General features: G+C 70.2%; 22 protein-coding genes. 9 read left to right on the top strand and 13 right to left on the bottom strand.

Annotated features, from left to right (window positions below; all coding sequences use genetic code 11):
- Position 1 precedes the first annotated feature (1 nt).
- From HLB44_RS21505 to HLB44_RS21475, 7 genes are all read right to left on the bottom strand, one after another.
- Positions 2 to 1,315: a GGDEF domain-containing protein gene (locus HLB44_RS21505; RefSeq protein ID WP_173126726.1), complete on the bottom strand. Its 1,314-nt coding sequence runs from the start codon at positions 1,313 to 1,315 to the stop codon at positions 2 to 4.
- Between the two features lie 9 nt (positions 1,316 to 1,324).
- On the bottom strand, positions 1,325 to 1,999 hold the full coding sequence (locus HLB44_RS21500; protein ID WP_173126723.1) for a CAAX prenyl protease-related protein: 675 nt from the start codon (positions 1,997 to 1,999) through the stop codon (positions 1,325 to 1,327).
- Between the two features lie 45 nt (positions 2,000 to 2,044).
- A complete protein-coding gene (locus HLB44_RS21495) occupies positions 2,045 to 3,934 on the bottom strand; it encodes an MFS transporter (protein WP_173126720.1) in 1,890 nt (629 codons plus the stop codon).
- A 57-nt stretch (positions 3,935 to 3,991) separates the two neighbouring features.
- Positions 3,992 to 4,828: a DUF2145 domain-containing protein gene (locus HLB44_RS21490; RefSeq protein ID WP_173126718.1), complete on the bottom strand. Its 837-nt coding sequence runs from the start codon at positions 4,826 to 4,828 to the stop codon at positions 3,992 to 3,994.
- Positions 4,825 to 5,241 (bottom strand): hypothetical protein, encoded by a 417-nt coding sequence (locus HLB44_RS21485; protein WP_173126716.1) that lies wholly within the window; start codon positions 5,239 to 5,241, stop codon positions 4,825 to 4,827. The genes HLB44_RS21490 and HLB44_RS21485 overlap by 4 nt, the downstream gene beginning before the upstream one ends.
- Positions 5,242 to 5,264: 23 nt before the next feature.
- Positions 5,265 to 5,729 carry a YiaA/YiaB family inner membrane protein gene (locus HLB44_RS21480; RefSeq protein WP_173126714.1) on the bottom strand — a complete coding sequence of 155 codons (465 nt, stop codon included), beginning with the start codon at positions 5,727 to 5,729 and terminating at the stop codon, positions 5,265 to 5,267.
- A gap of 102 nt (positions 5,730 to 5,831) precedes the next feature.
- Entirely contained in the window at positions 5,832 to 7,091 is a 1,260-nt protein-coding gene (locus tag HLB44_RS21475; RefSeq protein WP_173126713.1) for an amidohydrolase family protein, read from the bottom strand.
- Between the two features lie 122 nt (positions 7,092 to 7,213).
- Here HLB44_RS21475 and HLB44_RS21470 point away from each other — a divergent pair, with 122 nt between their 5' ends.
- Positions 7,214 to 8,011, top strand: coding sequence for a helix-turn-helix domain-containing protein (locus HLB44_RS21470; protein WP_173126711.1), 798 nt, complete (start codon positions 7,214 to 7,216; stop codon positions 8,009 to 8,011).
- A 3-nt stretch (positions 8,012 to 8,014) separates the two neighbouring features.
- Here the strand turns inward: HLB44_RS21470 and HLB44_RS21465 are convergent, their stop codons facing one another.
- On the bottom strand, positions 8,015 to 9,208 hold the full coding sequence (locus HLB44_RS21465; protein ID WP_173126709.1) for a CaiB/BaiF CoA transferase family protein: 1,194 nt from the start codon (positions 9,206 to 9,208) through the stop codon (positions 8,015 to 8,017).
- Positions 9,209 to 9,303: 95 nt separating this feature from the next.
- On the opposite strand from HLB44_RS21465, the gene HLB44_RS21460 reads away from it, so the two are divergent.
- The gene (locus tag HLB44_RS21460; protein WP_173126707.1) at positions 9,304 to 10,398 is read left to right on the top strand and encodes an alkene reductase; all 1,095 of its coding nucleotides are present in this window, start codon (positions 9,304 to 9,306) and stop codon (positions 10,396 to 10,398) included.
- A 21-nt stretch (positions 10,399 to 10,419) separates the two neighbouring features.
- Here the strand turns inward: HLB44_RS21460 and HLB44_RS21455 are convergent, their stop codons facing one another.
- A complete protein-coding gene (locus tag HLB44_RS21455; RefSeq protein ID WP_173126706.1) occupies positions 10,420 to 11,019 on the bottom strand; it encodes an MOSC domain-containing protein in 600 nt (199 codons plus the stop codon).
- A 320-nt stretch (positions 11,020 to 11,339) separates the two neighbouring features.
- Here HLB44_RS21455 and HLB44_RS21450 point away from each other — a divergent pair, with 320 nt between their 5' ends.
- From HLB44_RS21450 to HLB44_RS21440, 3 genes are all read left to right on the top strand, one after another.
- Complete coding sequence (locus HLB44_RS21450) at positions 11,340 to 13,205, top strand: phosphoenolpyruvate carboxykinase (GTP) (protein WP_173126704.1); 1,866 nt, start codon at positions 11,340 to 11,342, stop codon at positions 13,203 to 13,205.
- 76 nt (positions 13,206 to 13,281) lie between these two features.
- Positions 13,282 to 14,073, top strand: a complete 792-nt coding sequence (locus tag HLB44_RS21445) for a metallophosphoesterase (protein WP_173126694.1) — start codon at positions 13,282 to 13,284, stop codon at positions 14,071 to 14,073.
- Between the two features lie 41 nt (positions 14,074 to 14,114).
- Positions 14,115 to 14,537 (top strand): universal stress protein, encoded by a 423-nt coding sequence (locus tag HLB44_RS21440; protein WP_173126691.1) that lies wholly within the window; start codon positions 14,115 to 14,117, stop codon positions 14,535 to 14,537.
- Between the two features lie 28 nt (positions 14,538 to 14,565).
- Here HLB44_RS21440 and HLB44_RS21435 read toward each other — a convergent pair whose 3' ends face one another.
- The 3 genes from HLB44_RS21435 to prsT all read right to left on the bottom strand — a co-directional run bounded on the left by HLB44_RS21435 (position 14,566) and on the right by prsT (position 18,746).
- A complete protein-coding gene (locus HLB44_RS21435) occupies positions 14,566 to 14,775 on the bottom strand; it encodes a hypothetical protein (protein WP_173126688.1) in 210 nt (69 codons plus the stop codon).
- 176 nt (positions 14,776 to 14,951) lie between these two features.
- Positions 14,952 to 15,749 (bottom strand): exosortase-dependent surface protein XDP1, encoded by a 798-nt coding sequence (gene xdp1, locus HLB44_RS21430; protein ID WP_173126685.1) that lies wholly within the window; start codon positions 15,747 to 15,749, stop codon positions 14,952 to 14,954.
- A 177-nt stretch (positions 15,750 to 15,926) separates the two neighbouring features.
- Positions 15,927 to 18,746 (bottom strand): XrtA/PEP-CTERM system TPR-repeat protein PrsT, encoded by a 2,820-nt coding sequence (prsT, locus tag HLB44_RS21425; protein WP_173126682.1) that lies wholly within the window; start codon positions 18,744 to 18,746, stop codon positions 15,927 to 15,929.
- Between the two features lie 199 nt (positions 18,747 to 18,945).
- Between prsT and HLB44_RS21420 the strand changes: the two genes are divergently transcribed.
- The 3 genes from HLB44_RS21420 (at position 18,946) to HLB44_RS21410 (ending at position 22,288) form a co-directional block, all read left to right on the top strand.
- Positions 18,946 to 19,566, top strand: coding sequence for a LysE/ArgO family amino acid transporter (locus tag HLB44_RS21420; protein WP_173126679.1), 621 nt, complete (start codon positions 18,946 to 18,948; stop codon positions 19,564 to 19,566).
- 32 nt (positions 19,567 to 19,598) lie between these two features.
- Positions 19,599 to 20,927, top strand: coding sequence for a D-amino acid dehydrogenase (locus tag HLB44_RS21415; protein ID WP_173126676.1), 1,329 nt, complete (start codon positions 19,599 to 19,601; stop codon positions 20,925 to 20,927).
- A 68-nt stretch (positions 20,928 to 20,995) separates the two neighbouring features.
- Complete coding sequence (locus tag HLB44_RS21410) at positions 20,996 to 22,288, top strand: Hsp70 family protein (protein WP_173126673.1); 1,293 nt, start codon at positions 20,996 to 20,998, stop codon at positions 22,286 to 22,288.
- Here HLB44_RS21410 and HLB44_RS21405 read toward each other — a convergent pair.
- Positions 22,285 to 22,992, bottom strand: coding sequence for a YecA/YgfB family protein (locus tag HLB44_RS21405; RefSeq protein ID WP_173126670.1), 708 nt, complete (start codon positions 22,990 to 22,992; stop codon positions 22,285 to 22,287). The two genes, HLB44_RS21410 and HLB44_RS21405, sit on opposite strands and share 4 nt — an antisense overlap.
- 33 nt (positions 22,993 to 23,025) lie before the next feature.
- Between HLB44_RS21405 and HLB44_RS21400 the strand changes: the two genes are divergently transcribed.
- On the top strand, positions 23,026 to 23,958 hold the full coding sequence (locus HLB44_RS21400) for a delta(1)-pyrroline-2-carboxylate reductase family protein (RefSeq protein ID WP_173126667.1): 933 nt from the start codon (positions 23,026 to 23,028) through the stop codon (positions 23,956 to 23,958).
- The last annotated feature ends 149 nt before the right edge of the window (positions 23,959 to 24,107 follow it).

Here is a 24,107-nt window from a genome sequence, read left to right as displayed (position 1 = left end):
CCTAACTCTCGATGGTCGGCTCGGCGACCACGCGGTCGCGCCCTTCGCGCTTGGCGCGGTACATCGCCGCATCGGCGCGCTCCAGCGCATCGGCCAAGGGCTCGGGCCGCTGCCATTCCGTGACGCCGAAGCTGCAGGTCACCTTCAGGCCCAACGGCCAGGCGTGCGCCGGCACCAGCTCGCGCAGCCGGTGCGCAACCTGCAGCGCGGCCGCCCGGTCGGTGTTCGGCAGCACCAGCACGAACTCCTCGCCGCCCCAGCGCGTCACCAGATCGTCGCGCTGCACGTGCTGGCGAATCAGCTGCGCCAGCGCGTGGATCACCTGGTCGCCGACCGCATGGCCATGCTCGTCGTTGATGCGCTTGAAGTGATCGATGTCGACGAAGATCAGCGCGATCGCCATGGCCGCGGCCTCGGCCGGCTGCGCGTCGAGCGCGCGCAGCGCCTCGTCCATGCCCTTGCGATTCAGCACGCCGGTGAGCTGGTCGCGCAGCGCCGCCTGCGCCAGCGTGCGCGTCTCGCTGCGCAGCGAGGCGTTGAGCTTCCACAGCGTCAGCTGGCGTTCCATGCTCTGGCGCAACCGGCGGCGCGCCTGGCGCGCCATCAGCAGCAGGTAGGCCAGCGCGGCCAGCATCCAGACCGCGATCAACCCCAGCCGCAGCCGTGCGGGGTCGATCCACTTGCCGATCAGCACCACGCTGCGCAGCCGGAAACGGTAATCGCCGGCCAGCACCTTGCCGCCGGTGGCCAGGCTCACGCTCATCACGTTGCGCAGGTCGGGCCCGGACAGCTCCAGCGGCAGCGGGTGCTCGTCGATCCACCAGGAGGCGACTGCAAAGCGCGTCAGCGGCACCTCGACGCCTTGCGGGTAGCGCGCCGGCGCAAAGGCCACCTCGTGGGTCTTGTAGGTGGTCGGCTGGCCGGATTTCGAGTAGGCCGGATCGAAGTTCTGCACCAGGATGCGCACCTGCGGCTGCGGCTCGGGTCCGGCGGCCTCGACGTCCATGTGCATGCTGTCGAAGCTGCTCAGGTCGAGGCCGTTCGGCACCTCGCCGAGCATCAGCCCGAGCTCGCAGAACGGGTACTGGTAGGCCAGTGCGATGCGGCAATCGAGCTGCCAGTCGCCGCCGACGCGCGACAGTCGGGCTTCGCTGCGGCCGCCCTCGATCGTGCGGTCGTCGACCGGCGCCGCGCCGAAGCGCTGCGGGTCGACCAGCTCGAGGCGCCGCTCCATGCCGAAGTGGTTCCACGCCAGCATCGCCAGCGTGAAGGCCAGCAGCAGCACGAGACCCCGGGTGATCGACGTCGTGCTCATGGCCGCTGGCTACCAGAAGCCCCATTGCCGCGTCGCGACGACGTAGACGCCGAGCGCGCCATTGGTCACTGCATGCGCGATCACCGCGGTCCACAGCTTGCCCGTCGCGCGGTACAGCAGCGCGTAGGCCAGCCCGGCCACGATCGCCGCCAGCCACAGCGGGTGCACCAGCACGAAGACGAAGGTCGACAGCACGATCGCGCGCACGCCGACCTGGCGCGGGTCCACGCCTTCGAACACCGGGCGCTCGATCCAGCGCATCAGGAACGAGCGCCAGAAGAGCTCCTCCATCACCGGGACGACGAGCGTCGCGCCGAGCCAGCGCACGGCGATCAATGGCCACGCGAGCTGGCCGTCGGCATCGAGCGGGCGGAACGGCGCGCTGGCCTCGCCGATCTGCATCCACGGGGCATCGAGCAACACCCACGCGACGCAGACCAGCGCTCCGATGCCGACTGCCGCGGCGGCTTCGCGGGCGGTCGGCAGGTTCTGGCGCGCCAGCTCGCCGTACTCGCGGCGCCACCACAGCAGCATCCCGCCGACGACCACCAGGTTCAGCGCATACAGCCAGCGCGTGTCGAAGCCCCATGCGCCATCGGCCGGGGCTGCGCCGCGCAACGCTAGCAGCACCATGAACGCCGCGAAGGGCGCGCTGCGCAGCACGGCGGCACGCGACAGGCTCATGCTGTCGCAGCCCGGGTGGTTCGCGGCCGACTGCCCGCGCTCACGTCACGCGCCCAGCAAGGCCTGCACTCGCGTTCGCAACAAGTCCGGACTGACCTGCGCCGGTTGCACGGCTTCGCCGGCGACTAGACATACGGGGCTCCAGAAGCCGCGCCGGAACGGTCGGATCATGGCGGTGCCGTTCTCGATGCGCGAGAAGTACGAGCCCCACAGGTTCTGCAGCGCCACCGGCACCACCGGCACCGGCCGGCGTTCGAGGATCTTCATGATGCCGCCCTTGAACGCCTGCAGGTTGCCGTCGCGCGTGATGCCGCCCTCGGGGAAGATGCACAGCAGGTCGCCTTCGGACAGAACCTTGTCGGCGGCGGCAAAGGCGGCCTCATAGGCCTTCGGGTCTTCCTTTTGCGGCGCGATCGGGATCGCCTTCGCCAGCCTGAACAGCCAGCCGAGCACCGGCACGCGGAAGATGCGGTGGTCCATGATGAAGCGGATCGGCCGCGGGCTGGCCGCCATCAGCACGATCGCGTCGACGAAGCTGACGTGGTTGGCGACCAGGATCGCGGCACCCTCGGTCGGGATGTTCTCGTCACCGCGCACGCGGAAGCGGTAGACGCAGCGCGTGGTGATGAAGGCGATGAAGCGCAGCAGGTATTCCGGCACCAGCAGGAAGATGTAGGCGGCGACGAAGGCATTCGCGATGCCCGTGGCGAGGAACACCTCGGGCACCGTGAAGCCCGCCGCCAGCATCGCGCCGGCGGCGATCGAGCTGACGATCATGAACAGCGCGTTCAGGATGTTGTTGGCCGCGATGATGCGGGCGCGGTGCGTCGGCGCGCTGCGCAGCTGGATCAGCGCGTACATCGGCACGCTGTAGAGGCCAGCGAAGAGGCTCAGCAGCAGCAGGTCGGTGAGAACCCGCCAGTGCTCGGCGCGATCGAGGAACTCGCCGACGCCTTGCAGCGCGCTCGGCGGCAGGCCGCGGGTGGCGAAGTACAGGTCGATCGCGAACACGCTCATGCCGATCGCCCCGGCCGGCACCAGGCCGATCTCGACGTGGCGCTTCGACAGCACCTCGCACAGCAGCGAGCCGGTGCCGATGCCGATCGAGAACACGACCAGCAGCAGCGATGCCACGCCGGGCTGGCCATGCAGCACGTCCTTCGCGAAGACCGGGAAGTTGGCGAGGAACACGGCGCCGAAGAACCACATCCAGCTGATGCCCAGCAGCGATCGGAAGACGACGATGTTTCCGTGCGCGAGCTTCAGGTTGCGCCAGGTCTCGCTGAAGGGGTTCCAGTTGATCTTGAGCCGGGGGTCGGTGGCCGGGGTCGGCGGCACGAACTGCGCGCACAGGCGCCCGAGAATGGCGACGACGACGCAGGCCACGGCGACGATCTGCGCGCCGACGCCGGGGATGTCGATCAGCGCGCCGCCGGCCAGGTTGCCGAGCAGGATGGCGACGAAGGTGCCCATCTCCACCATGCCGTTGCCGCCGGTCAGCTCGCGCTCGTTCAGGTGCTGCGGCAGGTAGGCGAACTTGACGGGGCCGAACAGCGTGGAGTGCAGACCCATCAGGAACACGCAGGCCAGCAGCACGGGGACATTGCGCGTCATGAAGCCGAGTGCCGCGAGCAGCATGATCCCGACCTCGATGTTCTTGACCAAGCGGATCACCGTGGTCTTGTCGTACTTGTCGGTCAGCTGGCCGCTGGTGGCCGAGAACAGCAGGAACGGCAGGATGAAGACGGCGCCGATCACCAACCCCGCCTGCGACGCCGGCAGCCAGCTGACCTGCAGCTGGTAGGTGACCATCACCGTGAACGCGAACTTGAACAGGTTGTCGTTGCCGGCACCCAGGAACTGGGTCCAGAAGAAGGGCGCGAAACGGCGCTGGCTCAGCAGCGCGAACTGGTTCGGATGTGCGTTGGCACTCAACGACGGTCTCCTCGATTCACCCGCGACGACGGCAGCGCCGCCGACTGTAGCGGCGCTTCAGCGCACGGTCACCGGGGTCGCACCCCATCCGCTGCGCGCCAGCCACTCGAACATCGAGTCGACCGTGACGGTTTCGATGCGATCGGCGAATCGCTTCTCGTTCGGATGGTCGTCGAAGGCGATGTTGGCCGACGTGGCGCGCGCGCCCAGGCGGCTGAACGCGCCGAGCTTCAGCGGCGTCGGCTGGTAGCCCTGGCGAATCAGCCATGCCTGCGCCCGCGCGCGCTCGGCTGCCAGGAGGGCGGGACCGGAGCGCTCCTGCACGGAGGTTTCGACCTGAGCCCGGTCGCGCGCACCATCGGCCGCGGCAGCCAGCGTTTCCAGCGCCCACTGGTTGCTCTGCTGGTAGCGCGTCGACCACGGGTAGGCGACCATGTTGTAGTGGCGCTCGTTGAGCAGCGCCGCACGCTGGTTGTCGCGCAGCAGCGGCAGCAGCTTGGCCTGCAGCTCGGCCGACAGCACGACGAAGGCGGCTTCGTAGCGGTGCGGGTTGTCGAGGAAGAACTCGCCGAGGCCCTGGCGGTACAGCGCCGCGTCAGCCGTGCCGCAGTGGTTCAGCTTGTGCATGACCCGCCACACCGGCCTGCCGCCCGCCTGCTCGCGGTAGACGAAGCCGAGATGCGAGTAGCGCAGCCCGTACTTGCCGAGGTCCTGGCCGGCGCGGGCCAGCAGCACCACCTGCGCGCCGCTGGCGTCGAGCTGCTTGGCGGTCGCCGCGGCGAGGTTCATGCCGCGTTCGACGCTGGCCGCTTCGGCCGGCTTCTGTTCGCACGGCCGGCCGGCGTGCGCGGTGGTGGCTGCCGCGATCAAGGCGGCAGCGAGCAGCGCCTTCATCGCGTGACCCGCTCGTTGTACAGCAGCGACGCGCCGACCTCGTTCGGAATGAAGGCGATCGCCTGGCCCGCCGCCGACAACAGCCAGCCGGCGCTGATAGCGGTGACGGCGATGCCGGTGCCGACCGCCATCGCCGACTGCCCGGCCAGCTTGACCGACGCGCGGGCACCGTCCGATGCGCGCTCCAGCACCCAGACCGTGCCTTCGGCCGAGACTTCGACCGCAGCCACCGTCAGCATCGCGCCGCCGGAGAGAAGCGCCGCGGGGGCTGCGATCACGACCGCGACCGGCAGCATCGAGACGGCGCTCAACTCGGACGCCGCGTTGTGGGCCAGCACCGGCTGGCTGGTGAAGGTCAGCAGCGCAGCGGCCGCGGCGGAGGCACACAGCGTGCGCAGGTAGGTCTTGCTCATGATGTGAAGGTCCTTTGAAGCGATCAGGCCAGCGGGGATTCGGCGGACTCGCGGCGGCCGGCCAGGCGCGCTTCGAGGATGTCGGCGTCGTGCGCGTCGCGCAGCGTCTTGGCCAGCGTGAAGACCTGGGCGATCAGGAACAGCCAGCAGACCATCAGGTAGGCCTTCCACACCGGCTGGATGTCCATGCGCCACATGCCCCAGCCGGTCAGCCCCATCGCGAAGAAGAAGCCGGCCCAGACGACCAGCTTCCACATCGGCGTGTCGACCGGCCGGTGCTGGTTGTCGCGCACGAACTTGGCGAGCGCGAAGGCCGTCGACAGGCAGAACACGTAACCCATCACCATGAACGCGCGGTCGATGTCGTCGCCCGGCAGCCAGGCCAGGCCGATCGCGCACAGCGACACGGCGACGCCGAACGAGATCCAGACCTGCAGGCGCCAGGCGGACGTATCGCGACGGATGAGCGGGGTGTTGGAGGGGGTCATGGTCAGCGTGCGATTTGCAAGCCGGTGGTTGAACATGGGGCGCGATGGTGAGGCGTCGGCCTCGCCGGTGCAATCGCAGCGGACGCGGTTGCAGCGAATGAATCAAACGGTACCGCTACGGGATACCTTTGATACCCCACGCGCCAGGTGAGCGCGGGTGTCGAACACGGCCGGCGCAAGGCTGCGGCCATCGGACCGAAGGCTGCGCTTGAGCGCGAGATCGAACAGCAGCGGGTTGCGCGCGCGCAGCGTATTCAGCGCCGGCAGCAGCGCCGGGTCGAGCAGCTCGGCGCGCACCAGGGCACTGAGCGAATACAGCGGCCCGATCCCGGGCAGCGGATAGTCCGAGCCATGCAGCAGCCGGCCATGCCAGTCGCCGCGCTGCAGCACCTCGCGCCAGACGCTGACGCGCCGGTTGCGCTGGAACATCGCCGAGACGTCGCCGAGCAGCCGGCCTCGCCACGCCGCTTCGTCCATCAGCCGGGCGAAGAGCTCGAAGGCCAGGCGCTCGCGTGGCCGTGCACTGTCCAAGTCCATTGCGTGGCCGAGCGACGCACAGTGCGCGGCGATCACCCGCACGCCAGCTTCGAGCGGTGCGCGCAGCAGCAGAGGATTGCCGAGCTCGTCGCGCCCGGCGCCGGGCACCGCGTGCTCCTCGCCGCAATGCACGATCAGCGGCAGGTCGGCGGCCGCCAGGCGCTCGTAGAAGGGCTTCAACCGCGCGGCGCGCAGGTCGATGTTCATCGCGCTCGGCAGCCACTTGATCGCCAGCGCGCCACCGGCGAGCGCGGCGTCGAGGCGCTGCAGCGCGTCGGCACGGTAGGGATGGATCGACGCCACCCAGGCGAAGCGGTCGGCTTCAGCCGCGGCGACCTGTGCGGCATAGGCGTCGGGCACGTGGAAGGTGCTCCAGTCGGGCCGCGGCGTGCCGCTGTCGTCGTGCGCCTCATCGAAGGCATAGAGCAGCCAGCGCGCGCCGGTGGGAAAGTCTCGCGTCAATGAACGCAGCCGATCGAGGTAGGCGCGATCGATCGACGGCGCGGCGGCGTCGACGCCCGCGGCACCGAGGATCACCTGGCGGCGCAGGTACTCGACCGGATGCCACCACTGCGACAAGTGCGGATGGATGCGGCAGCCGGAGCCGGCATCGCCGACGCCGAGCAGATGCGCGTGCGCATCCCACAATGCGGCCGGGTCCAGGCCGTCGAAGCAGCGGGCGAGCAGTGCGTCGACCGCCGCGTCGGGTGCCGGCGCGGCGGGCGGCGCAGCGGCAACATCGTCGGCCAGCAGGCCACTGAACAAGCCGGCGGCCGCGGCCGCGCAGCAGCCGAGCACATGGCGACGGTTCGGATGGGATCGCATCGGGCAGCTCCGTGGGTTGACGGGCCGCGATGCTGCGAGCTTAGGTCGCGCGGGGCCAGCGTGTCGATGCGGAGCAACCACCGGCTGGCCCGCCGGTATCCGTTGGTGCTACCGTGCGTGCCATGTCGACGACCCAATCGCTGATCGCGGTGCTGAAGGCCGAGCTGAAGACCGCCGGCGTGACCTACGCGATCCTGGCGCGCGAGCTGAAGCTCGCCGAATCGAGCGTCAAGCGCATGTTCGCCAAGGGCGACATGCCGCTGTCACGCATCGACGACATCTGCCGCGTGCTGAAGACCGACTTCGCGGAGCTGTCGCGCCAGGTCGCCGGGGCCAAGGCCTTGCGCCGCGAGCTGACGCCCGACCAGGAGGCTGCGGTGGTCGGCGATCCGAAGCTGCTGCTGTGCGCGATCTGCGTGCTGAGCCAGTGGACGCTGGAGCAGATCGTCGCCACCTACACGCTCACCGAGGCCGAGGCCGTCGCGCGCTTCGTGCAGCTCGATCGCCTCGGCGTCATCGAGCTGCGGCCGATGAACCGCTACCGGCTGCAGCTGGACAAGACCTTCCGCTGGCGGCCCGACGGGCCGGTGATGCAGTACTTCCGCCACAAGGTCGTCGGCGATTACTACAGCGGCGGGTTCGACGGCGAAGGCGAGATGCTGATGCTGGTGCACGGCCAGATCGGCCGCAGCCTGGCGGCGCTGTTCAACGAGCGCCTGCAGCGCGTGGCGCAGGACTTCGCGCAGCAGCACCTCGCCGACCAGAAACTGGCGCCGGACCAGAAGCGGCCCTATACGCTGATGATCGGCATGCGTTCGTGGCTGTTCGCGGCGTTTCGAGAGCTGAAGCGCGAACCGGCGGAGCCGGCACCGGTGGGCTTGAGCGTGCGGCAGTTCGTCGGCGGGCGGCGCAGCCCGTAGCGACTACGGCTTCGGCGCCGGCCGCGTGAGCGTGCCCAGCACAGCGCCGGTGTCGGCGCCGAGGGCCGGCGCAAGGCGCCGGATCGCTCCTGGCGTCTCGCTCAGCTTCGGCACGATGCCCGGCACGTCGAGCGCCAAGCCTTCGGCGGTGACGATGCGTTCGATCATGCCGCGCGCTCGGTAGTGCGGATCGGCAGCGATGTCGGCCACTGTGTAGATGCGGCCGACCGGCACGCTCGCCGCCTGCAGCCGCTCGACCACCTCGGCGACCGGCCGCAGCGCGGTCCAGGCGCCGATCGCCGCGTCGAGCTCATCGGCACGCGCGGCGCGCAGCGCGTTGTCGGCCAGGCCCGGGTCCGCCGCCAGCTCGTCGCGGCCGATCGCCTGCATCAGGCGCTTGAAGATCGAATCGCCGTTGCCGCCGATCACCACCTGGCCGTCGGCGCAGCGGTAGGCGTTCGACGGCGCGATGCCGGGCAGCGCCGACCCGGCAGGTTGACGCACCGCACCGAAGGCGCTGTACTCCGGCAGCAGGCTCTCCATGCAGTTGAACACCGCCTCGTAGAGCGCCACGTCGACCACCTGGCCACGTCCTTTGGGCGCCAGCGCCGACACGCTCTTGCGCCGCGCTTCCAATGCCAGCAGCACGCCGATCACGCCGTGCAGCGCGGCCAGCGTATCGCCCAGGCTGACGCCGGCGCGCACCGGCGGCCGCCCCGGCTCGCCCATCAGGTGGCGCAAGCCCCCCATCGCCTCGGCGACGACGGCAAAGCCCGGCAGGTCGCGGTACGGCCCGGTCTGCCCGTAGCCGCTGATGCGCAGCATGATCAGCCCGGGGTTGTCGGCCGCCAGCACGTCGGGACCGAGCCCCCACTTCTCCAGCGTGCCGGGCTTGAAGTTCTCGATCAGCACGTCGGCCTCGGCGGCCAGGCGCCGCACATCGGCGCGGCCTTCGTCGCTGCGCAGGTCGAGCACGACGCTCGCCTTGTTGCGGCTTTGTACCTGCCACCAGACGCTGGTGCCCTCGTGCAGCATGCGCCACTTGCGCAGCGGATCGCCGTCGCCCGGCGGCTCGATCTTGATCACCTCGGCGCCGAAATCGGCGAGCGTCTTGCCGGCGAAGGGTCCGGCGATCAGCTGTCCGAGCTCGAGGACCTTCAGGCCCGCCAGGGGGCCGGTGGAAACGGCGTCATCCATGGGGCGGGCACTGTAGCGCTGGCTCTGTCCGTAGCACAGCCGGCATCCCGGCGTCGGCCGTCAGGGCATCGCCCGTGCGGCTAACCTCTCGCGCCATGACGACCCTCTTCGACCCCCTGCAGCTCGGCGACATCCCGCTCGCCAACCGCATCGTGATGGCCCCGCTGACGCGCAACCGCGCGCCGGACCAGCTGCCGAACGACCTGACGGTCGAGTACTACCGCCAGCGCGCGAGCGCCGGGCTGATCATCACCGAGGCCAGTCAGGTGTCGCCCGAGGGCCAGGGTTACCTCGACACGCCCGGCATCCACTCCGCCGCGCAGGTCACCGCCTGGCGCCGCGTGACCGACGCGGTGCATGCCGAGGGCGGCCGCATCGTGATCCAGCTCTGGCATGTCGGCCGCATCTCGCACGTCAGCCTGCTGCCGGGCGGTGCGGCGCCGGTGTCGTCGACCCACCGCGCGGCGCAGACCAAGACCTTCACCCGCGACGGCTTCGTGCCGACCTCCGAACCGCGCGCACTGCGCACCGACGAGATTCTCGGCGTGATCGCCGCCTACCGCGCCGCGGCGCGCAACGCGATCGCCGCCGGCTTCGACGGCGTCGAGGTCCATGGCGCGAACGGCTACCTGATCGAGCAGTTCCTGCGCGACAGCATCAACGACCGCAGCGACGCCTACGGCGGCAGCATTCACAACCGCATCCGGCTGCTGCGCGAAGTGATGGAAGCCGTGACCGGCGAGATCGGCGCCGGCCGCACCGGCCTGCGCCTGAGCCCGGTGACGCCGAGCAACGACGCCGGGCAGGACAGCGATGCGCCGGCGCTGTACCAGGCCGCCGTCGAAGCGCTGGCGCCGCTGAAGCTGGCTTTCCTGCACGTCATCGAGGGCCAGACCGGCGGCGCGCGCGACCTGAGCGCGCAAGGCGTGCCGCCGTTCGACTACGACGCGCTGCGCCGGCGCTTCGGCGGCGCGTGGATGGTCAACAACGGCTACAACCGGCAGATGGCCTTCGAGGCGGTGCTGTCCGGCGCGGCGGACCTGGTGGCCTTCGGCAAGCCGTTCATCGGCAACCCGGACCTGGTGCGGCGCCTGCGCGACGACCGGCCGCTGCAGCCGCACGATCCGGCGCGGCTGTACGGCGGTGGCGCCGAGGGCTACATCGACTATCCCGCGCTCGGCGACGCCTGATTCAGCCGACCCGGCCCGGCTTCAGTCGGCCGCTTTTGCGGCCGCCTTGCCCATGCGCGCCTTGAACAGCTCGCGCACATTGACCTCGCGCGGCCCGGGAATCAGCTCGATCGCGTCGCCCGCCTCGATCGTCCCCGGGTTGATCACCGCCAGGTAGCTGCCGCAGTAGCCGGACTGCGACATCAGCTTCGCCGCCTGCGCGAAGCCCATCACCGCGTTGAACTTGAAGCAGGGATAACGCGGCTCGCTGACCGCCAGCTCGCAATTCGGCAGGCGCAGCCGGTCGCCGATCCACAGCTGGTCCTCGGCAAGACCTTCGATCGTCAGGTTCTCGCCCAGCGCGCCCGGTGGCAGCGGCTCGCCCGGCACGGCGGCGCGGGCTTGCGCGCGCACCGTCTGCCAGAACGGGTAGTGCTCGGCCGGGTAGGCGTAGACCGCCTTCGACAGCCCGCCGTGCACCGTCAGGTCGGCCTGCTCGTCGCCTTGCAGCCCCAGCGGCCGCAGCTCGACCGGCCCGGCGACGGCCTGCTTGCGGATCCCCGTCTGCACCGGCTGGCCCTGGATCATCATCGTCGTCGCCAACGCGCGGTTGACGCTCAGCACACGCAGCGGGATCGGCATCGGCAGCACTCGGGGTTCGGCAAGGCCGAATGGTAGCGGCGGCTTTCGTGCATCAAGTCATGCGGAACTTGCATGACCCCCCGGGGCCCGGTGATTACACGCCCATTACACTGACTCGACAATGCGCCACCCATGGTACGGAGACCCCACCCCCGGGCATGCGCTGTAACCCGCTGAAACCACACGACGGTTCTCGCGGCACCCCTCTTGCCCTCCCGATCCCACCTTCTCGGGCCATTCATCGCGGCATTGGTCCAGCCCCTGCGAACCCCGTCGAGGCTGCACCAATCCCGTTTTGACATCTCATGATTGGAACCTCGATGAACAAGCCCGTGATGGAAGGCCTGCGCCTGAACGTGCCGGCCTATGTGAAACATGCGCGCCTGGTGTCCTGGGTCGCCGAGATCGCCGCACTGACCGAATGCGCCGAGGTCTATTGGTGTGATGGCTCCGAAGCCGAGTACGACCGGCTCTGCCAGCGCCTCGTCGAGGCCGGCACCTTCCGCAAGCTGAACCCGGTGCTGCGCCCGAACAGCTACCTCGCGCTGAGCGACCCGAGCGACGTCGCCCGCGTCGAGGACCGCACCTTCATCTGCAGCGAGCAGGCCGAGGATGCCGGCCCGACCAACAACTGGGTAGCGCCGGCCGAGATGCGCGCGAAGCTGCAGGCAGGCGACGGCGCGCTCTTCCGCGGCAGCATGCGCGGCCGCACGATGTACGTCGTGCCGTTCTCGATGGGTCCGCTCGGCTCGCCGATCGCCCACATCGGCGTCGAGCTGTCCGACAGCCCCTACGTCGCCGTCAACATGCGCATCATGACCCGCATGGGCCGCGCGGTGTTCGACGTGCTCGGCGACGACGGCGACTTCGTGCCCTGCGTGCACACCGTCGGCGCACCGCTGCTGCCGGGCCAGCGCGATGTCGCATGGCCGTGCAATCAGACCAAGTACATCGTGCACTACCCCGAGACGCGCGAGATCTGGAGCTACGGCTCGGGCTACGGCGGCAACGCGCTGCTGGGCAAGAAGTGCTTCGCGCTGCGCATCGCCTCGACGATGGGACGTGACCAGGGCTGGCTCGCCGAGCACATGCTGATCCTCGGCGTCACCTCGCCGGCGGGCCGCAAGTACCACGTGGCCGCCGCCTTCCCGAGCGCCTGCGGCAAGACCAATTTCGCGATGCTGGTGCCGCCGGCGACGTTCGAAGGCTGGAAGGTGACGACGATCGGCGACGACATCGCCTGGATCAAGCCCGACGCGGACGGCCGCCTGCGCGCGATCAACCCGGAAGCCGGCTACTTCGGCGTGGCACCCGGCACCAACCGCAAGACGAATCCGAACTGCATGGAGTCGCTGGCCTGCGACGTGATCTTCACGAACGTTGCGCTGACCGACGACGGCGACGTCTGGTGGGAAGGCATGACCGACACCCCGCCGGCGCACCTGGTCGACTGGCAGGGTCGCGACTGGACGCCAGCGTTGGCCAAGGAAACCGGCGCGAAGGCCGCGCATCCGAACGCCCGCTTCACGGTGGCCGCGACCAACAACCCGGTGCTCGACGAGCAGTGGGACTCGCCGGCCGGCGTGGCGATCGACGCCTTCATCTTCGGCGGCCGCCGCTCGACGACCGTGCCGCTGGTGACCGAGGCCCGCAGCTGGGCCGAGGGCGTCTACATGGCCGCGACGATGGGCTCGGAAACCACCGCCGCCGCCGCCGGTGCGCAAGGCGTGGTGCGCCGCGACCCGTTCGCGATGCTGCCCTTCATCGGCTACCACATGGGCGCCTACTTCGGCCATTGGCTGCAGCTCGGTGAGGCGCTGCAAGCGCGCGGCGCGGCCCTGCCGAAGATCTACTGCGTCAACTGGTTCCGCAAGGGCGCCGACGGCAAGTTCGTCTGGCCCGGCTATGGCGAGAACATGCGCGTGCTGAAGTGGATGCTCGAGCGCGTCGACGGCTCGACCGCCGGCACCGAGAGCCTGTTCGGCACCAGCCCGCGCCACGAGGATCTGAACTGGTCGGGCCTGGACTTCAGCCGCGCGCAGTACCAGTCGGTGATCACCGTCGAGCACGCCGCCTGGCAGCAGGAGCTGAAGCTGCACGGCGAGCTGTTCGAGCAGCTGTCGACGCGCCTGCCGGCGCAACTGCTGGCGATCAAGGCCGAGCTTGAGCGCCGCCTCGAGGCCTGAGCGGCCAACGCGCCGGGGCTAGACTGCGACAGCGGCCGGGGATGCCCCCCGGCCGTTCGGCATTCTGGGGACCCCGATGCGGCTGCAACTGCTCTCCGACCTGCACCTCGAGACCGAGACCTACGACCCGCAGCCGCTGCCCGGCGCCGAGCTGCTGGTGCTGGCCGGCGACATCGACGCGACCTGGGCCGCCTTCGACCAATTCAAGGGCTGGCCGGTGCCGGTCCTGATGGTTGCCGGCAACCATGAATTCGACGGCCGCGAGCTCGACGAGGCCTGGCCCCGGCTGCGCGAGCGCTGCGCCGAATGCGGCATCCGCCTGCTCGAGCGCGAATCGCTGGTGCTGACCGATGCCGGCGGCCAGCGCGTGCGCTTCATCGGCACGATTCGCTGGTCCGACTTCGACTTGTTCGGTGCGACGCGGCGACCGCAGGCGATGCGCGCGGCGAGCTACTTCCTGCGCCTGATGGATTCGCGCCTCGGCGGTGAGGCGCTCGATGCCGAGCGGCTGCGCGCGGAGTCACTGGCCTGCCGCGACTGGCTGGCTGCGGCCTTGGCCGGGCCCAATGACGGCAGCTGGGACAGCACGATCGTGATCACGCACTTCGGCCCCAGCCTGCGCAGCGGCGATCCGCGCTTCGGCAGCCAGAGCGGCACGGCGAGCTTCTGCAATGCCGACGACGCACTGATCCCGCTGGCCGACCTGTGGCTGCACGGCCATCTGCACTGCCGCCACGACTACCTCGTGCCGCGGCCCGGGCGGGCGCCCGCGCGCGTCGTCAGCCAGGCGCTCGGGCTGCAGCGCAAGGGTGAGGATCGCGGCTTCGACCCGACCAAGCTGATCGAGCTGGTTGCCGCCGCGGCCTGAGGAACGCACACTGGGCGCATCCGAACCCACGGGAGTCGCGCATGAAGATCCTGGTCGCCGTCGATGGCAGCGCGTTCACCAAGCGCATGCTGGCCTACTTGGCCGAACACCAGGAATGGTTGGGGCCGACGCACGGGTACACGGTGCTGACGGTGGTGCCTGCGGTGCCCTCGCGTGCCGCGGCGGCACTCGCTCGCGACGTGCTCAAGGAGCATTACGCGGAAGAGGCGGAAAAGGTGCTGCAGCCGGTCCGCAGCTTCTTCGAGCAGCAGCAGATCAGCGCTGACTACGTCGGCAAGGTCGGCTCGGCCGGCGACGTGATCGCCGAAGTGGCCGAGCAAGGCAGGTTCGACCTGGTGATGCTGGGCTCGCACGGCCACGGCACGCTCGGCAAGCTGGTGCTCGGTTCGGTGTCGACCAAGGTGATGGCGCACTGCTCGACGCCGGTGCTGATCATTCGCTAGCGCCAGCGCGCCGCACTCGATCAGCCGGTCAGCGCGCGGTCCGGGCGCCGACCCAGCGTTGCCACCACGGCGCGGCCTTGTCCAGTGCCGTACCGTCGTCGTCACTCGACTGGGCTGGATGGTCGAGGATGTACTCGAGACCGAAGGCCGTTCCCATGTCCGCGGGATCGGGCTCGCGGCGCGCACGCCGCGGCCGCATCAAGCGCTGCAGCAGCGAGGGATTCAACGCGTCCGGCATGTCCGTCTCCGACAACATCCTGTTGCAGGAGTGTGGTGCGCACGCACCTGCGGCATTCGGTTGAAAAGGCGGCCGGCAGCGCCCCTGTTCGTTTGCGCAGTTCGTTTCCGCCGGTCCGGTTCGAACAAAGAAAAAGGGCTGGCAGCGCCAGCCCTTTTGTCGATCGGGCGTCCGACTCAGCGCTGCTTGCGACGCCGCACCGTGTTGCCGGCCACCAGCGCCAGCGCGACCAGTGCCAGCGAGCCGGGTTCCGGCGCGCTGCCGCCGCCGCCGCAGTCGGTGCACTTGACACCGGACACCGACAGCAGCTTCACGTAGTCGTTGTTCGTCGACCAGGTCTGGCCGCCATACGTGTTGTTGTAGGCGCTGATCAGCCACCACGACGACGCCTTGTCGTCCGGGTTGATGCTCGCCGTACCGCTGACGCCCACATCGGAATGGCTGCCGATCAGCTCCCAGCCGCTCAGCGTGTCGAGGTCGACCACGGAGCCGGTCAGCACGGGCGCAGTGGCGCCGGTGTAGCGCATCACGGTGACGTCCGAATCGCCGCTGTACCAGCCAACGCCCAGCTGGCTCAACACGACGCTGCTGTCGAAGCTGAGCAGGATCGCGTCGGTCGTGTTGTTGTAGCTGTCCATCGAGTGGTTCGGCGAGCCGGCGTTCAAGCCCTCGTACTGGTTCTTGACGCCGAAGCCGCCGCTGTACAGCGCCAGGTTGGCCGACGCCCACTTGCTGCCGCCGCTGACGTTGCTCGCCGTTTCGGCCGTGTTCATCGTTGTCGACCAGGCGGTGGCCGTGGCGGTGACGCCGCTGGCATCGCCGCCGCAGTTGAAGCTGTTGCCGTAGGTATTCGCGTTGCCTGCGTTCTGCGTGCAGCTGCTGAAGTTCCAGGTGGCGTGCGCCGAAGGGGCAAAGCCGCTGGCCAGCGCCGCCATCGCCAAGCCGGCGAGCTTGAGGGCGAACTTGAATGTCATTGCTTTTCCCTTTCGAGGAACTGTCTGGTACTCGGTGCACCGTGATTCGGTGACATCAAGCAAACTTGGTGCCGAGTAGAAATGTCTCGGTAGATCAACGACTTGGGATCTTGGGGCGGCATGCCACCCGGCTATTCGTAAAAATTCTCGACGATCTGAGCCGGCCTTGCCTAGCCCCTACTTGAGTGAGCGCAGCAGGTCCTCGGCCGCCGCGACGCTCTCCAGCTGGCGCTTGTCCTTCAGCGCGGTCTCGAGCTCGTCGCGCGCCTCGGCGCGCCGGCCGGTGGCGACCAACACCGTCGCCAGGTGGAAACGAATCTCGGCGTTGCCCGGATCGCGCAGGCGGGCATCGCGCAACAGCTGCAGCGCACGCTCGGGTTGACCGGCCTGGTGCGCGGCCCAGCCGGCGGTGTCGAGCGCATGCGGCGCGCTGGCGTTGCGCGCCAGCGCCTGCTCGGCCACCTTCTGCGCCGCCGGGTCCTTCATGCGCAGCAGCACGTTGGCGAGGTTGTTCAGTGCATCGGGATCGTCGGGCGTCAGTTTCAGCAGCGCTTCGTACGACTGCTTGGCCAACGGGTAGCGGCCGAGCCGGGCGTAACTGTCGGACAGCAGCCGCCGCACTGCGCGGTCCTGCGGCCGCGCCTTGACCCACTGCTCGGCCAGCTGCAGCGCCGGCGCGCGATCACCCCCGTGGGCGTAGAGGGCGTTGAACAGGCGCAGCAGCGTGTCGGTGGAGGGTTCGGTCTGGTGGGCCTTGCGGTACGCGTCGATCGCCGCCGGAAGCTGGCCGCGAGCGGCAGCGGCATCGCCGAGCAAGGTGTGCCCGATCGCCCGCTGCGGCTGCTTCTGCACGATCTGGCGCGCCCGCGCCTCGGCCTTGGCGTGCTCGCCCTGGCGGATCTCGACCTCGGTCATCAGCACCTGGGCCGGCAGGAAGTCGGGCTTGTCGGCGAAGGCCTTCTGCAGGTTGTAGGCGGCGCCGGCCGGGTTGCCCGCCGCCATCTGCAGCAGCGCGACCTCGACCTGCACCGCGGCGTCGTAGGTCGCCGTGCGCGTCGCGTTCGACAGCGTGCTGCGCGCATTGGCCGCGTCGCCGGCCGCCAGCTGCGCCCGGGCCAGCGCGAGCTGGACCGCGAGCTCGTCGGGCGCCTTTGCCGACAGCGCCCGAGCCGCGGCGAGCGCCGCCGTCGGGTTGGCGCGGCGCAGATGGAACTCGGTCAAGGCCAGGCCGGGCCGCAGCTCGCGCGCCGCGGCGTGATCAACGGCCTTCTCCAGCCAGCGCTGGGCCTCGGCCGGTTGATTGCGCCGGTCGGCCAGCAGCGCGAGCTCGAGCAGGATGTCGATGTTGGTCTCGTCGCTCTTCTGCAGCGCGGCGAGCCGCGCTGCGGCCGCGTCGTAGGACTTGGCGGCCACCTCGAGGCGCGCCAGGTTGAGCTTGGCGGCGACGAAGCGGTCGTCGAGCTTGATCGCCTGGTTGTAGGCCGCGAGCGCACCGGCGCTGTCGCCGGCCTGGGCCTTGACCATGCCGAGCAGGTTGTGGAAACCAGGGTTCGCCGGCCGCTGCTTGACCAGCGCATCGGCGACGGCGCGCGCCTTGGCCGTCTGCTGCGAACGAAGATAGAGGCCGACCAGCGCCGTGCCGGCCTGGGTCTGGCGCGGATCGGCACGGAACGCACGCTCGAGCTCGCCGAGCGCCACACCCGACTGCCCGCTGCCGATCAGGCTCAGGCCGAGCACCGAGCGCAGCGTCGGCGATTCCTTCTGCCGCAGCGACTCCTGCATCAACCCGGCCGCCTTGCCGTGGCGGCCCTGCGCCATCAGCGCCGACGCTTTCAGCGCCAGCGCCTGGCCGTCGTTGGGCTGCTGCCGCAAATAGGTATCGAGCACCTCGATCGCCTGGTCGAGCTGCCCTTCGGACAGGTGCAGCTGGGCCAGCAGCTTGGAGACCGGGCTGCCGGGTGTGCCGCGGTGAAAGGCTTCGAGATAGGGCTTGGCCTTCTCGCGCTCGCCGAGCCCGTACTGCGCCAGCCCGGCCAGCATCAGCAACTGCGGGCGGTAGCGCATGAAATCGAAGGGCACCGGGTCGAGCAGGGCAGTGATCGTGCGCAACGCGGCCCGCGCCGCGACGCCATCGCCTTCGCGCTCGGCCAGCAGTGCGGCCAGATAGGCGCCGCGGGTTTCGGTCGGCGCGATTCGGCGCAGCTCGGCAACGTCCTTGGCGGCTTCGGCGCCCCGTCCGGCATCGATGAACAGGCCGGCGCGGGCGATCAAGGCCTCGACGTGCGCCGGATCGAGCGCCAGCGCGCGCGTGTAGGCGGCCTGTGCGCCGGGCCGATCGCCCATCACGTGCGCCACCGAGCCCTTCTGGTACCAGGCATTGGCCGCGTTCGGCGCCAGCTTCAGCGCCTGGTCGACCGCCGTCTGCGCTTCACGGAACTGGCGCACGCGGATGCGCAGCGGCACCTCGGTCAACCAGACCTCGACATTGCCCGGTTGCAGCGACCGTGCTTCGTCGACCGCAACAAAAGCGGCCTTGTAGTCGCCCAGGTCGGCCGACGCGCTGGCGCGCAGCAGCAGCATCTCGAACTTGACCGCCGGCGGCAGGCCGGCGACGTCGAAGCGCTCGTGCTCGAACAGCTGCGCATGCTTGGCCTGCGCGACCAGCGTGCGCGCCAGCCCCGGGATCACTTCCGCACGATTGACGCCGAGCCGCAGCGCCTCGAGGTAGGCAACCTCGGCGCCGCGCGCGTCGCCCTGGGTCAGCAGCACCTTGGCCAGCAGCATCTGCACCGCCAGGTTGTTCTTGTCGGCCTGCAAGGCATTGCGCAGCTGGATCACTGCGCCGGGCAGGTCGTTCTTCTGGTAACGCGCGAGCGCATCCTCGTAGAGCCGGGCGGCCTTGGCGTTGTCGTTCGCCATCACGGCGAGCGGCAGCAGAAGGGCAATGAGGGCGCCGGCCACGGCCGAGCGCCCGCCGGTGATGAGGGCGCGGGTCATGGAGGTCACCGCGCGATGCTACGGGACGGCGCGGGACGAGTCGGGAGAGCGGCGAGCCACAGCGTGCGAAATTGCGAGCAATGGCCGGCTCGGATTATTAGCAATTGAGATGAAGCCGTAATTTCATGAAACGCACTACTCAAACGCTGCTCGACTCCACAGAATCCCGCGCCATGGCCCCCGCCTCTTCCCGCCGCACATGAACGCCCCCAGCTCGCTGCCGCTGCCGCTGCTGCAAGGCTGGCTGATGATGGCCGGGCTGATCGTCGCGATCGGCGCGCAGAACGCCTACGTGCTGCGCCAGGGCCTGTTGCGGTCGCATGTCGGCCCGGTGGTGCTGCTGTGTGCACTGTCCGACTGGGTGCTGACGGTGCTCGGCGTGTTCGGCCTCGGCGCGCTGGTGGCCGGCTCGCCGGTGGCGACGCAGGCCCTGCGCTGGATCGGCGCCGCCTTCCTCGCCTGGTACGCCTGGCGCGCGGCGCTGCGGGCCTGGCGCAGCAACGCGGCATTGATCGACGACGGTTCGCGCGTTCCGCTGTCCGGCACGCTGGCGACCGCCGCCGCGGTGACCTGGCTCAACCCGCATGTCTACCTCGACACCGTCGTGCTGCTCGGCGCGGCGGCGGCCGGTTTCGACCTGGCGCACAAGCAAGCCTTCGCGCTCGGCGCCGGATTGGCTTCGCTGATGTGGTTCGCAGCGCTCGGCTACGGCGCGGCAGCGCTGGCGCCGAAGCTCGCCCGCCCCGGTGTCTGGCGTGTCATCGACGCGTTCATCGCGCTCGTCATGGCGGCCACGGCGTTCCAGCTGCTGCACCCCTGATTCCTCCTTCCACGCTCTCTATCCGCTCACCCATGAAAGTCATCGTCCTCGGCGCCGGCATCATCGGCGTTTCCACCGCCTGGCACCTGCTGCAGCAAGGCCACCAGGTCACCGTGATCGACCGCCAGCCCGACGCCGCGCTGGAGACCAGCTTCGCCAACGGCGCGCAGATCTCGGTCAGCTTCTGCGAGCCCTGGGCCCATGCCGGCGCGCCACTGAAGGTCGCGAAGTGGCTGCTTCGCGACGATTCGCCGCTGCTGTTCCGGCCCAAGCTCGATCCGCACCAGTGGCGCTGGGGCCTGTCGTTCCTGACGCAGTGCACCGACGCCGCCTTCGAGCGCAACGTGCGCCAGCTGGTCGCGCTGGGCCGCTACAGCCACGAGTCGCTGAAGGGTGTCGTCGCGCAGACCGGCATCGAGTACCAGCGCCTCGAGCGCGGCATCCTGCACTTCTTCTCGTCGCAGGCCGACTTCGACAGCGGCGCGCAAGCTGCCGAGCTGATGCGCCGTTACGGCGTTGACCGCCGCGTGCTCGGCCGCGACGAGGTGCTGCAGATCGAACCCGCCTTGCGCGCCTTCGGCGACCGCATCCACGGCGGCACCTTCACGCCCAGCGACGAGTCGGGCGATGCCCGCGTCTTCACGCAGCGCCTGGCGAACCTCTGCCGCACGCGGGGTGCGACCTTCCTGCACGAGACGGCGATCGACGGTTTCGAGCGCCGCGGCGGCCTGATCGACGGCGTGCGCGTGCGCCACCTGCGCGACGGCACCGCGCTGACGGTGCGCGGCGACCAATACGTCACCGCGCTCGGCTCGTTCAGCGCGCCGCTGCTGCGCCCGCTGGGCATCTGGCTCAACGTCTACCCGGCCAAGGGCTACTCGGCGACGCTGAAGCTCAAGCGGCCGGACGACGCCAGCGTCGTCAGCCTGCTCGACGACACGCGCAAGCTGGCGATCTCCCGGCTGGGGGACCAGGTGCGCATCGCCGGCACCGCGGAGCTGGCGGGTTATGACCTCGGCCTCGACGGCGCGACCGCCCGCAAGCGCTGCGCCGCGCTGGTGCAACGCTACGAGGAGCTGTTCCCCGGCGTCGCCGACACCAGCGAGCCGAACTTCTGGACCGGCCTGCGCCCGAGCACGCCGAGCAACCTGCCCTACATCGGCCGCAGCAAGATCGCCAACCTGTGGCTGAACACGGGCCACGGCACGCTGGGCTGGACCCACGGCGCGGGTTCGGGCCAGGCGCTGGCCGAGCTGATCAGCGGCAAGCGGCCCGCGCTCAACTACGCCTTCTGTGGCAACAGCCTGCCGACGCGCCGCCCGCGCGTGACGGTCGCCGCACCGCAAGGCGCCCGCCCCTAGAATCGCGCCCCCGCCCTTCGACCCGCAGCCCGGCACCACCTCAGGTCCCGGGCTGCTGCCATTGCGCCATGCCCGACCCCCTGCACCCCGCCACCGACTTCTGCGCGATCGACTTCGGCACCTCGAACTCGGCCATTGCGCTGCCGACACCGACCGGCGTCACGCTGGTCGAGCTCGAGCCGGGGCAGCGGACGATGCCCACCGCCGTGTTCTACGGCGTCGAGGGCCTCGCGCCGCACGAAGAGCCGCAGCGCCACTATGGCCGCGCGGCGGTCGCCACCTATGTCGAGGGCCACGAGGGCCGGCTGATGCGCTCGATGAAGAGCATCCTCGGCTCGACGCTCGCCGACCAGGCGACCGAAGTCGGCGCCGGCCGCTCGGTGCGCTACCTGGACGTCGTCTCGGGTTACCTGCGTCATCTGAAGTCCCTGGCCGAGACCCAGGCGGGCGCGCCGCTGCGGCGCGCGGTGCTCGGCCGACCAGTGTTCTTCGTCGACGACGAGCCCGAACGCGACCGCGCCGCGCAGGCCGCGCTGGAGCGCGCCGCGCGCGAGGTCGGCTTTCGCGACATCAGCTTCCAGTTCGAGCCGATCGCCGCGGCGCTGGACTACGAGACGACCATTGACGACGAACAGCTGGTGCTGGTCGCCGACATTGGCGGCGGCACCTCGGACTTCTCGCTGGTGCGGGTCGGCCCGGCGCGCCGGCAGCGCGTCGATCGCAAGGACGACATCCTCGGCAACCACGGCGTGCACATCGCCGGCACCGACTTCGACCGCCACATCGAGCTCGCCCGCATCCTGCCGGTCTGCGGCTACCGCGGCGTCGGGCCGACCGGGCGCGAAGTGCCGAGCAAGGTGTACTTCGACCTCGCGACCTGGCACCTGATCAACACCGTCTATGCACCGGCGCGGGTCGGCGAGCTGCGGCGCATGAAGAGCTTCTACGCCGATCTGCAGCAGCACCGGCGCCTGATGGCGGTGATCGAGGCGCGCCTGGGCCATGCGCTGATCGGTCAGGCCGAGAGCGCGAAGATCGCCGTCGCCGAAAGCGGTGCGGCGCAGATCGACCTGGCGCTGATCGAGGCCGGGCTGTCGGCGGCGATCGACGAGCCGGCAACGGTCGCCGCGCTCGATGCCGACCTCGAGCGCATCGTGCGCGCCGCCGACGAAACGCTGAGCCAGGCCGGCCTCGCCAATCACCGCGTCGACGCGCTGTACTTCACCGGCGGCTCGACCGGCTTCCGGCCGCTGGCCGAGCGCATTGCCGCGCGCTTTCCGGGCTCCCGCGTGATGCGCGGCGACCGGTTCGCCAGCGTCGCGCAGGGGCTGGGCGTGCACGCGCGCCGGGTGTTCGCCTAACGCCGGCGCGGCGGGCCGCGGCGCGGCGTGGCGGCGGCCGCCTGCGGCCGCACGACATCGGCGATCAGCAGCACGCTGCGCACGAGATCCTCGACCGCTTCCGGCAGGTCGACCGGCAGCTCCAGCGTCTCGATCTCGGCGAGCAAGGCATCGGCGTCCTCGAGATCGTCGGGATCGAAGTGCCGGTAGAGCGTCGCCAGCGGCTCGAGGATCGCCTCCTCGTGGCGCTCGATCAGCGCCGGAAACGTGTCCAGCGCAGCGGCGAAGCCCGCCACCCACGGCAGCACCGCCTCCGACGGGCTCGCCTCGTCGTCGAGCTCGTAGACCCACGGATCGAACCAGCCGCGGCGCTCGATCGCGCGATTCAGCTCGTCGTGGCGGCGGCGCGCCAGCTCGGCCAGCCGCTGCAGCGCAAAGCCCGCAGGCGCCGGCTTGCCGTCGAGGTCGACGATGCGTGCCAGCCACAGGCCCTCGGGCACCGGCCGCGGCTGCAGCAGCACGCCGCAGAGGTAGCCGTCGACCATCGTCATGTCGAGCGCCTCGTGGCCCGCGGGCAGGCTGTCGAGCAGCGCCTCGAGCTCGCCGAGCTCCGCATCGCTCAGCGGCCCGATGGCCGCCGGCGCGCTTTCCGGCTTCGGCCGCGCGGGTGCCGGCGGTTTCGACGGTCGCGTCGGTTTCGACGCCGGAGGCCGACGGGGATTCATGCGCGGCATTGTCGCCTGCCTATCATCGGCACCATGATGGTCTACGACGCCGCCGCCACCGCCCGTGCGCTGCCCTGGGCGCCCCTGGTGCACGCGATCGAGCGCACGCTGCTCGACCTGGCGCAAGGCCAGGTGCAGGCGCCCGAGCGCTGGGTGCTGCCGCTGGCGACCGACACCTCGTGGTTCCTGATGCCGGCCTGGCTCAGCGCGTCGGCCGGCGACCTGGCGGCGATCAAGCTGATCACCTACGCCGCGGCCAATCCCGAGCGCGGGCTGCCGGCGATCCTGGGCGACGTGCTGGTCGTGCGCGCGAGCACCGGCGAACGCCTGGCGCTGCTCGACGGGCCGACCGTCACCGCGCGCCGCACCGCGGCGGTGACCTTGTACGCCGCGCACCGGCTCGCGCCGCGGCCGGTCGGCCCGCTGCTGGTCATCGGCACGGGGGTGCAGGCGCTGGCGCACGTCGCCGCGTTCACCGAGGCCCTGGGCGTCGACGAAGTCTGGGTGAGCGGCCGCACGCCGGCCTCCGGACGCGCGTTCACGCAGACCTTGCACCAGCACGGCCTGTTCGCCGAGGTCGCCACCGACCTCGATGCGGCACTGCAGCGCTGCCCGATGATCGTCACCTGCACGCCGGCGCAGGCCGTCTGCCTGCGTGGCACGGTGCGCGACGACGCCTTCGTCGCCGCGATCGGCGCCTTCACGCCGGCGATGATCGAGCTCGACCCTGCGCTGACGCGCGACATCGCCGAGCGCGGCCAGGTGGTGATCGACAGCGCCGCCGCTCGCCACGAAGCCGGCGACCTGATCGCCGCCGGGCTGACGCTCACCGACTGCGCGACGCTCGCCGAACAACCGGCGCGTCAGGATCGCGGACCGGTGCTGTTCAAGAGCTGCGGATCGGCGCTGTGGGATCTGGCCGCCGCCCGCTGCGTCGCCGAATCGCCCCGATTGCCTACTTTCTAGGGATGGCCGCGCCCGGGTGCGCGGGGCACAGTGCCCCCGGTTGCCACGGCCGGTCTGTTCCGGCGCAGCGGCAGCGGCGCAGCAGCCCACCGGGCAGTTCGCCGTGACGGTCCCAACGACGTCCTTTCTTTGAGGACTTCCAATGCCCG

The sequence above is a fragment of the Pseudaquabacterium terrae genome, from assembly GCF_013266755.1.
Classification (GTDB): Bacteria; Pseudomonadota; Gammaproteobacteria; order Burkholderiales; family Burkholderiaceae_C; genus Pseudaquabacterium; species Pseudaquabacterium terrae.
Note: the sequence above shows the minus strand (reverse complement) of the source record. Positions and strands in the feature narration are given on the sequence as shown.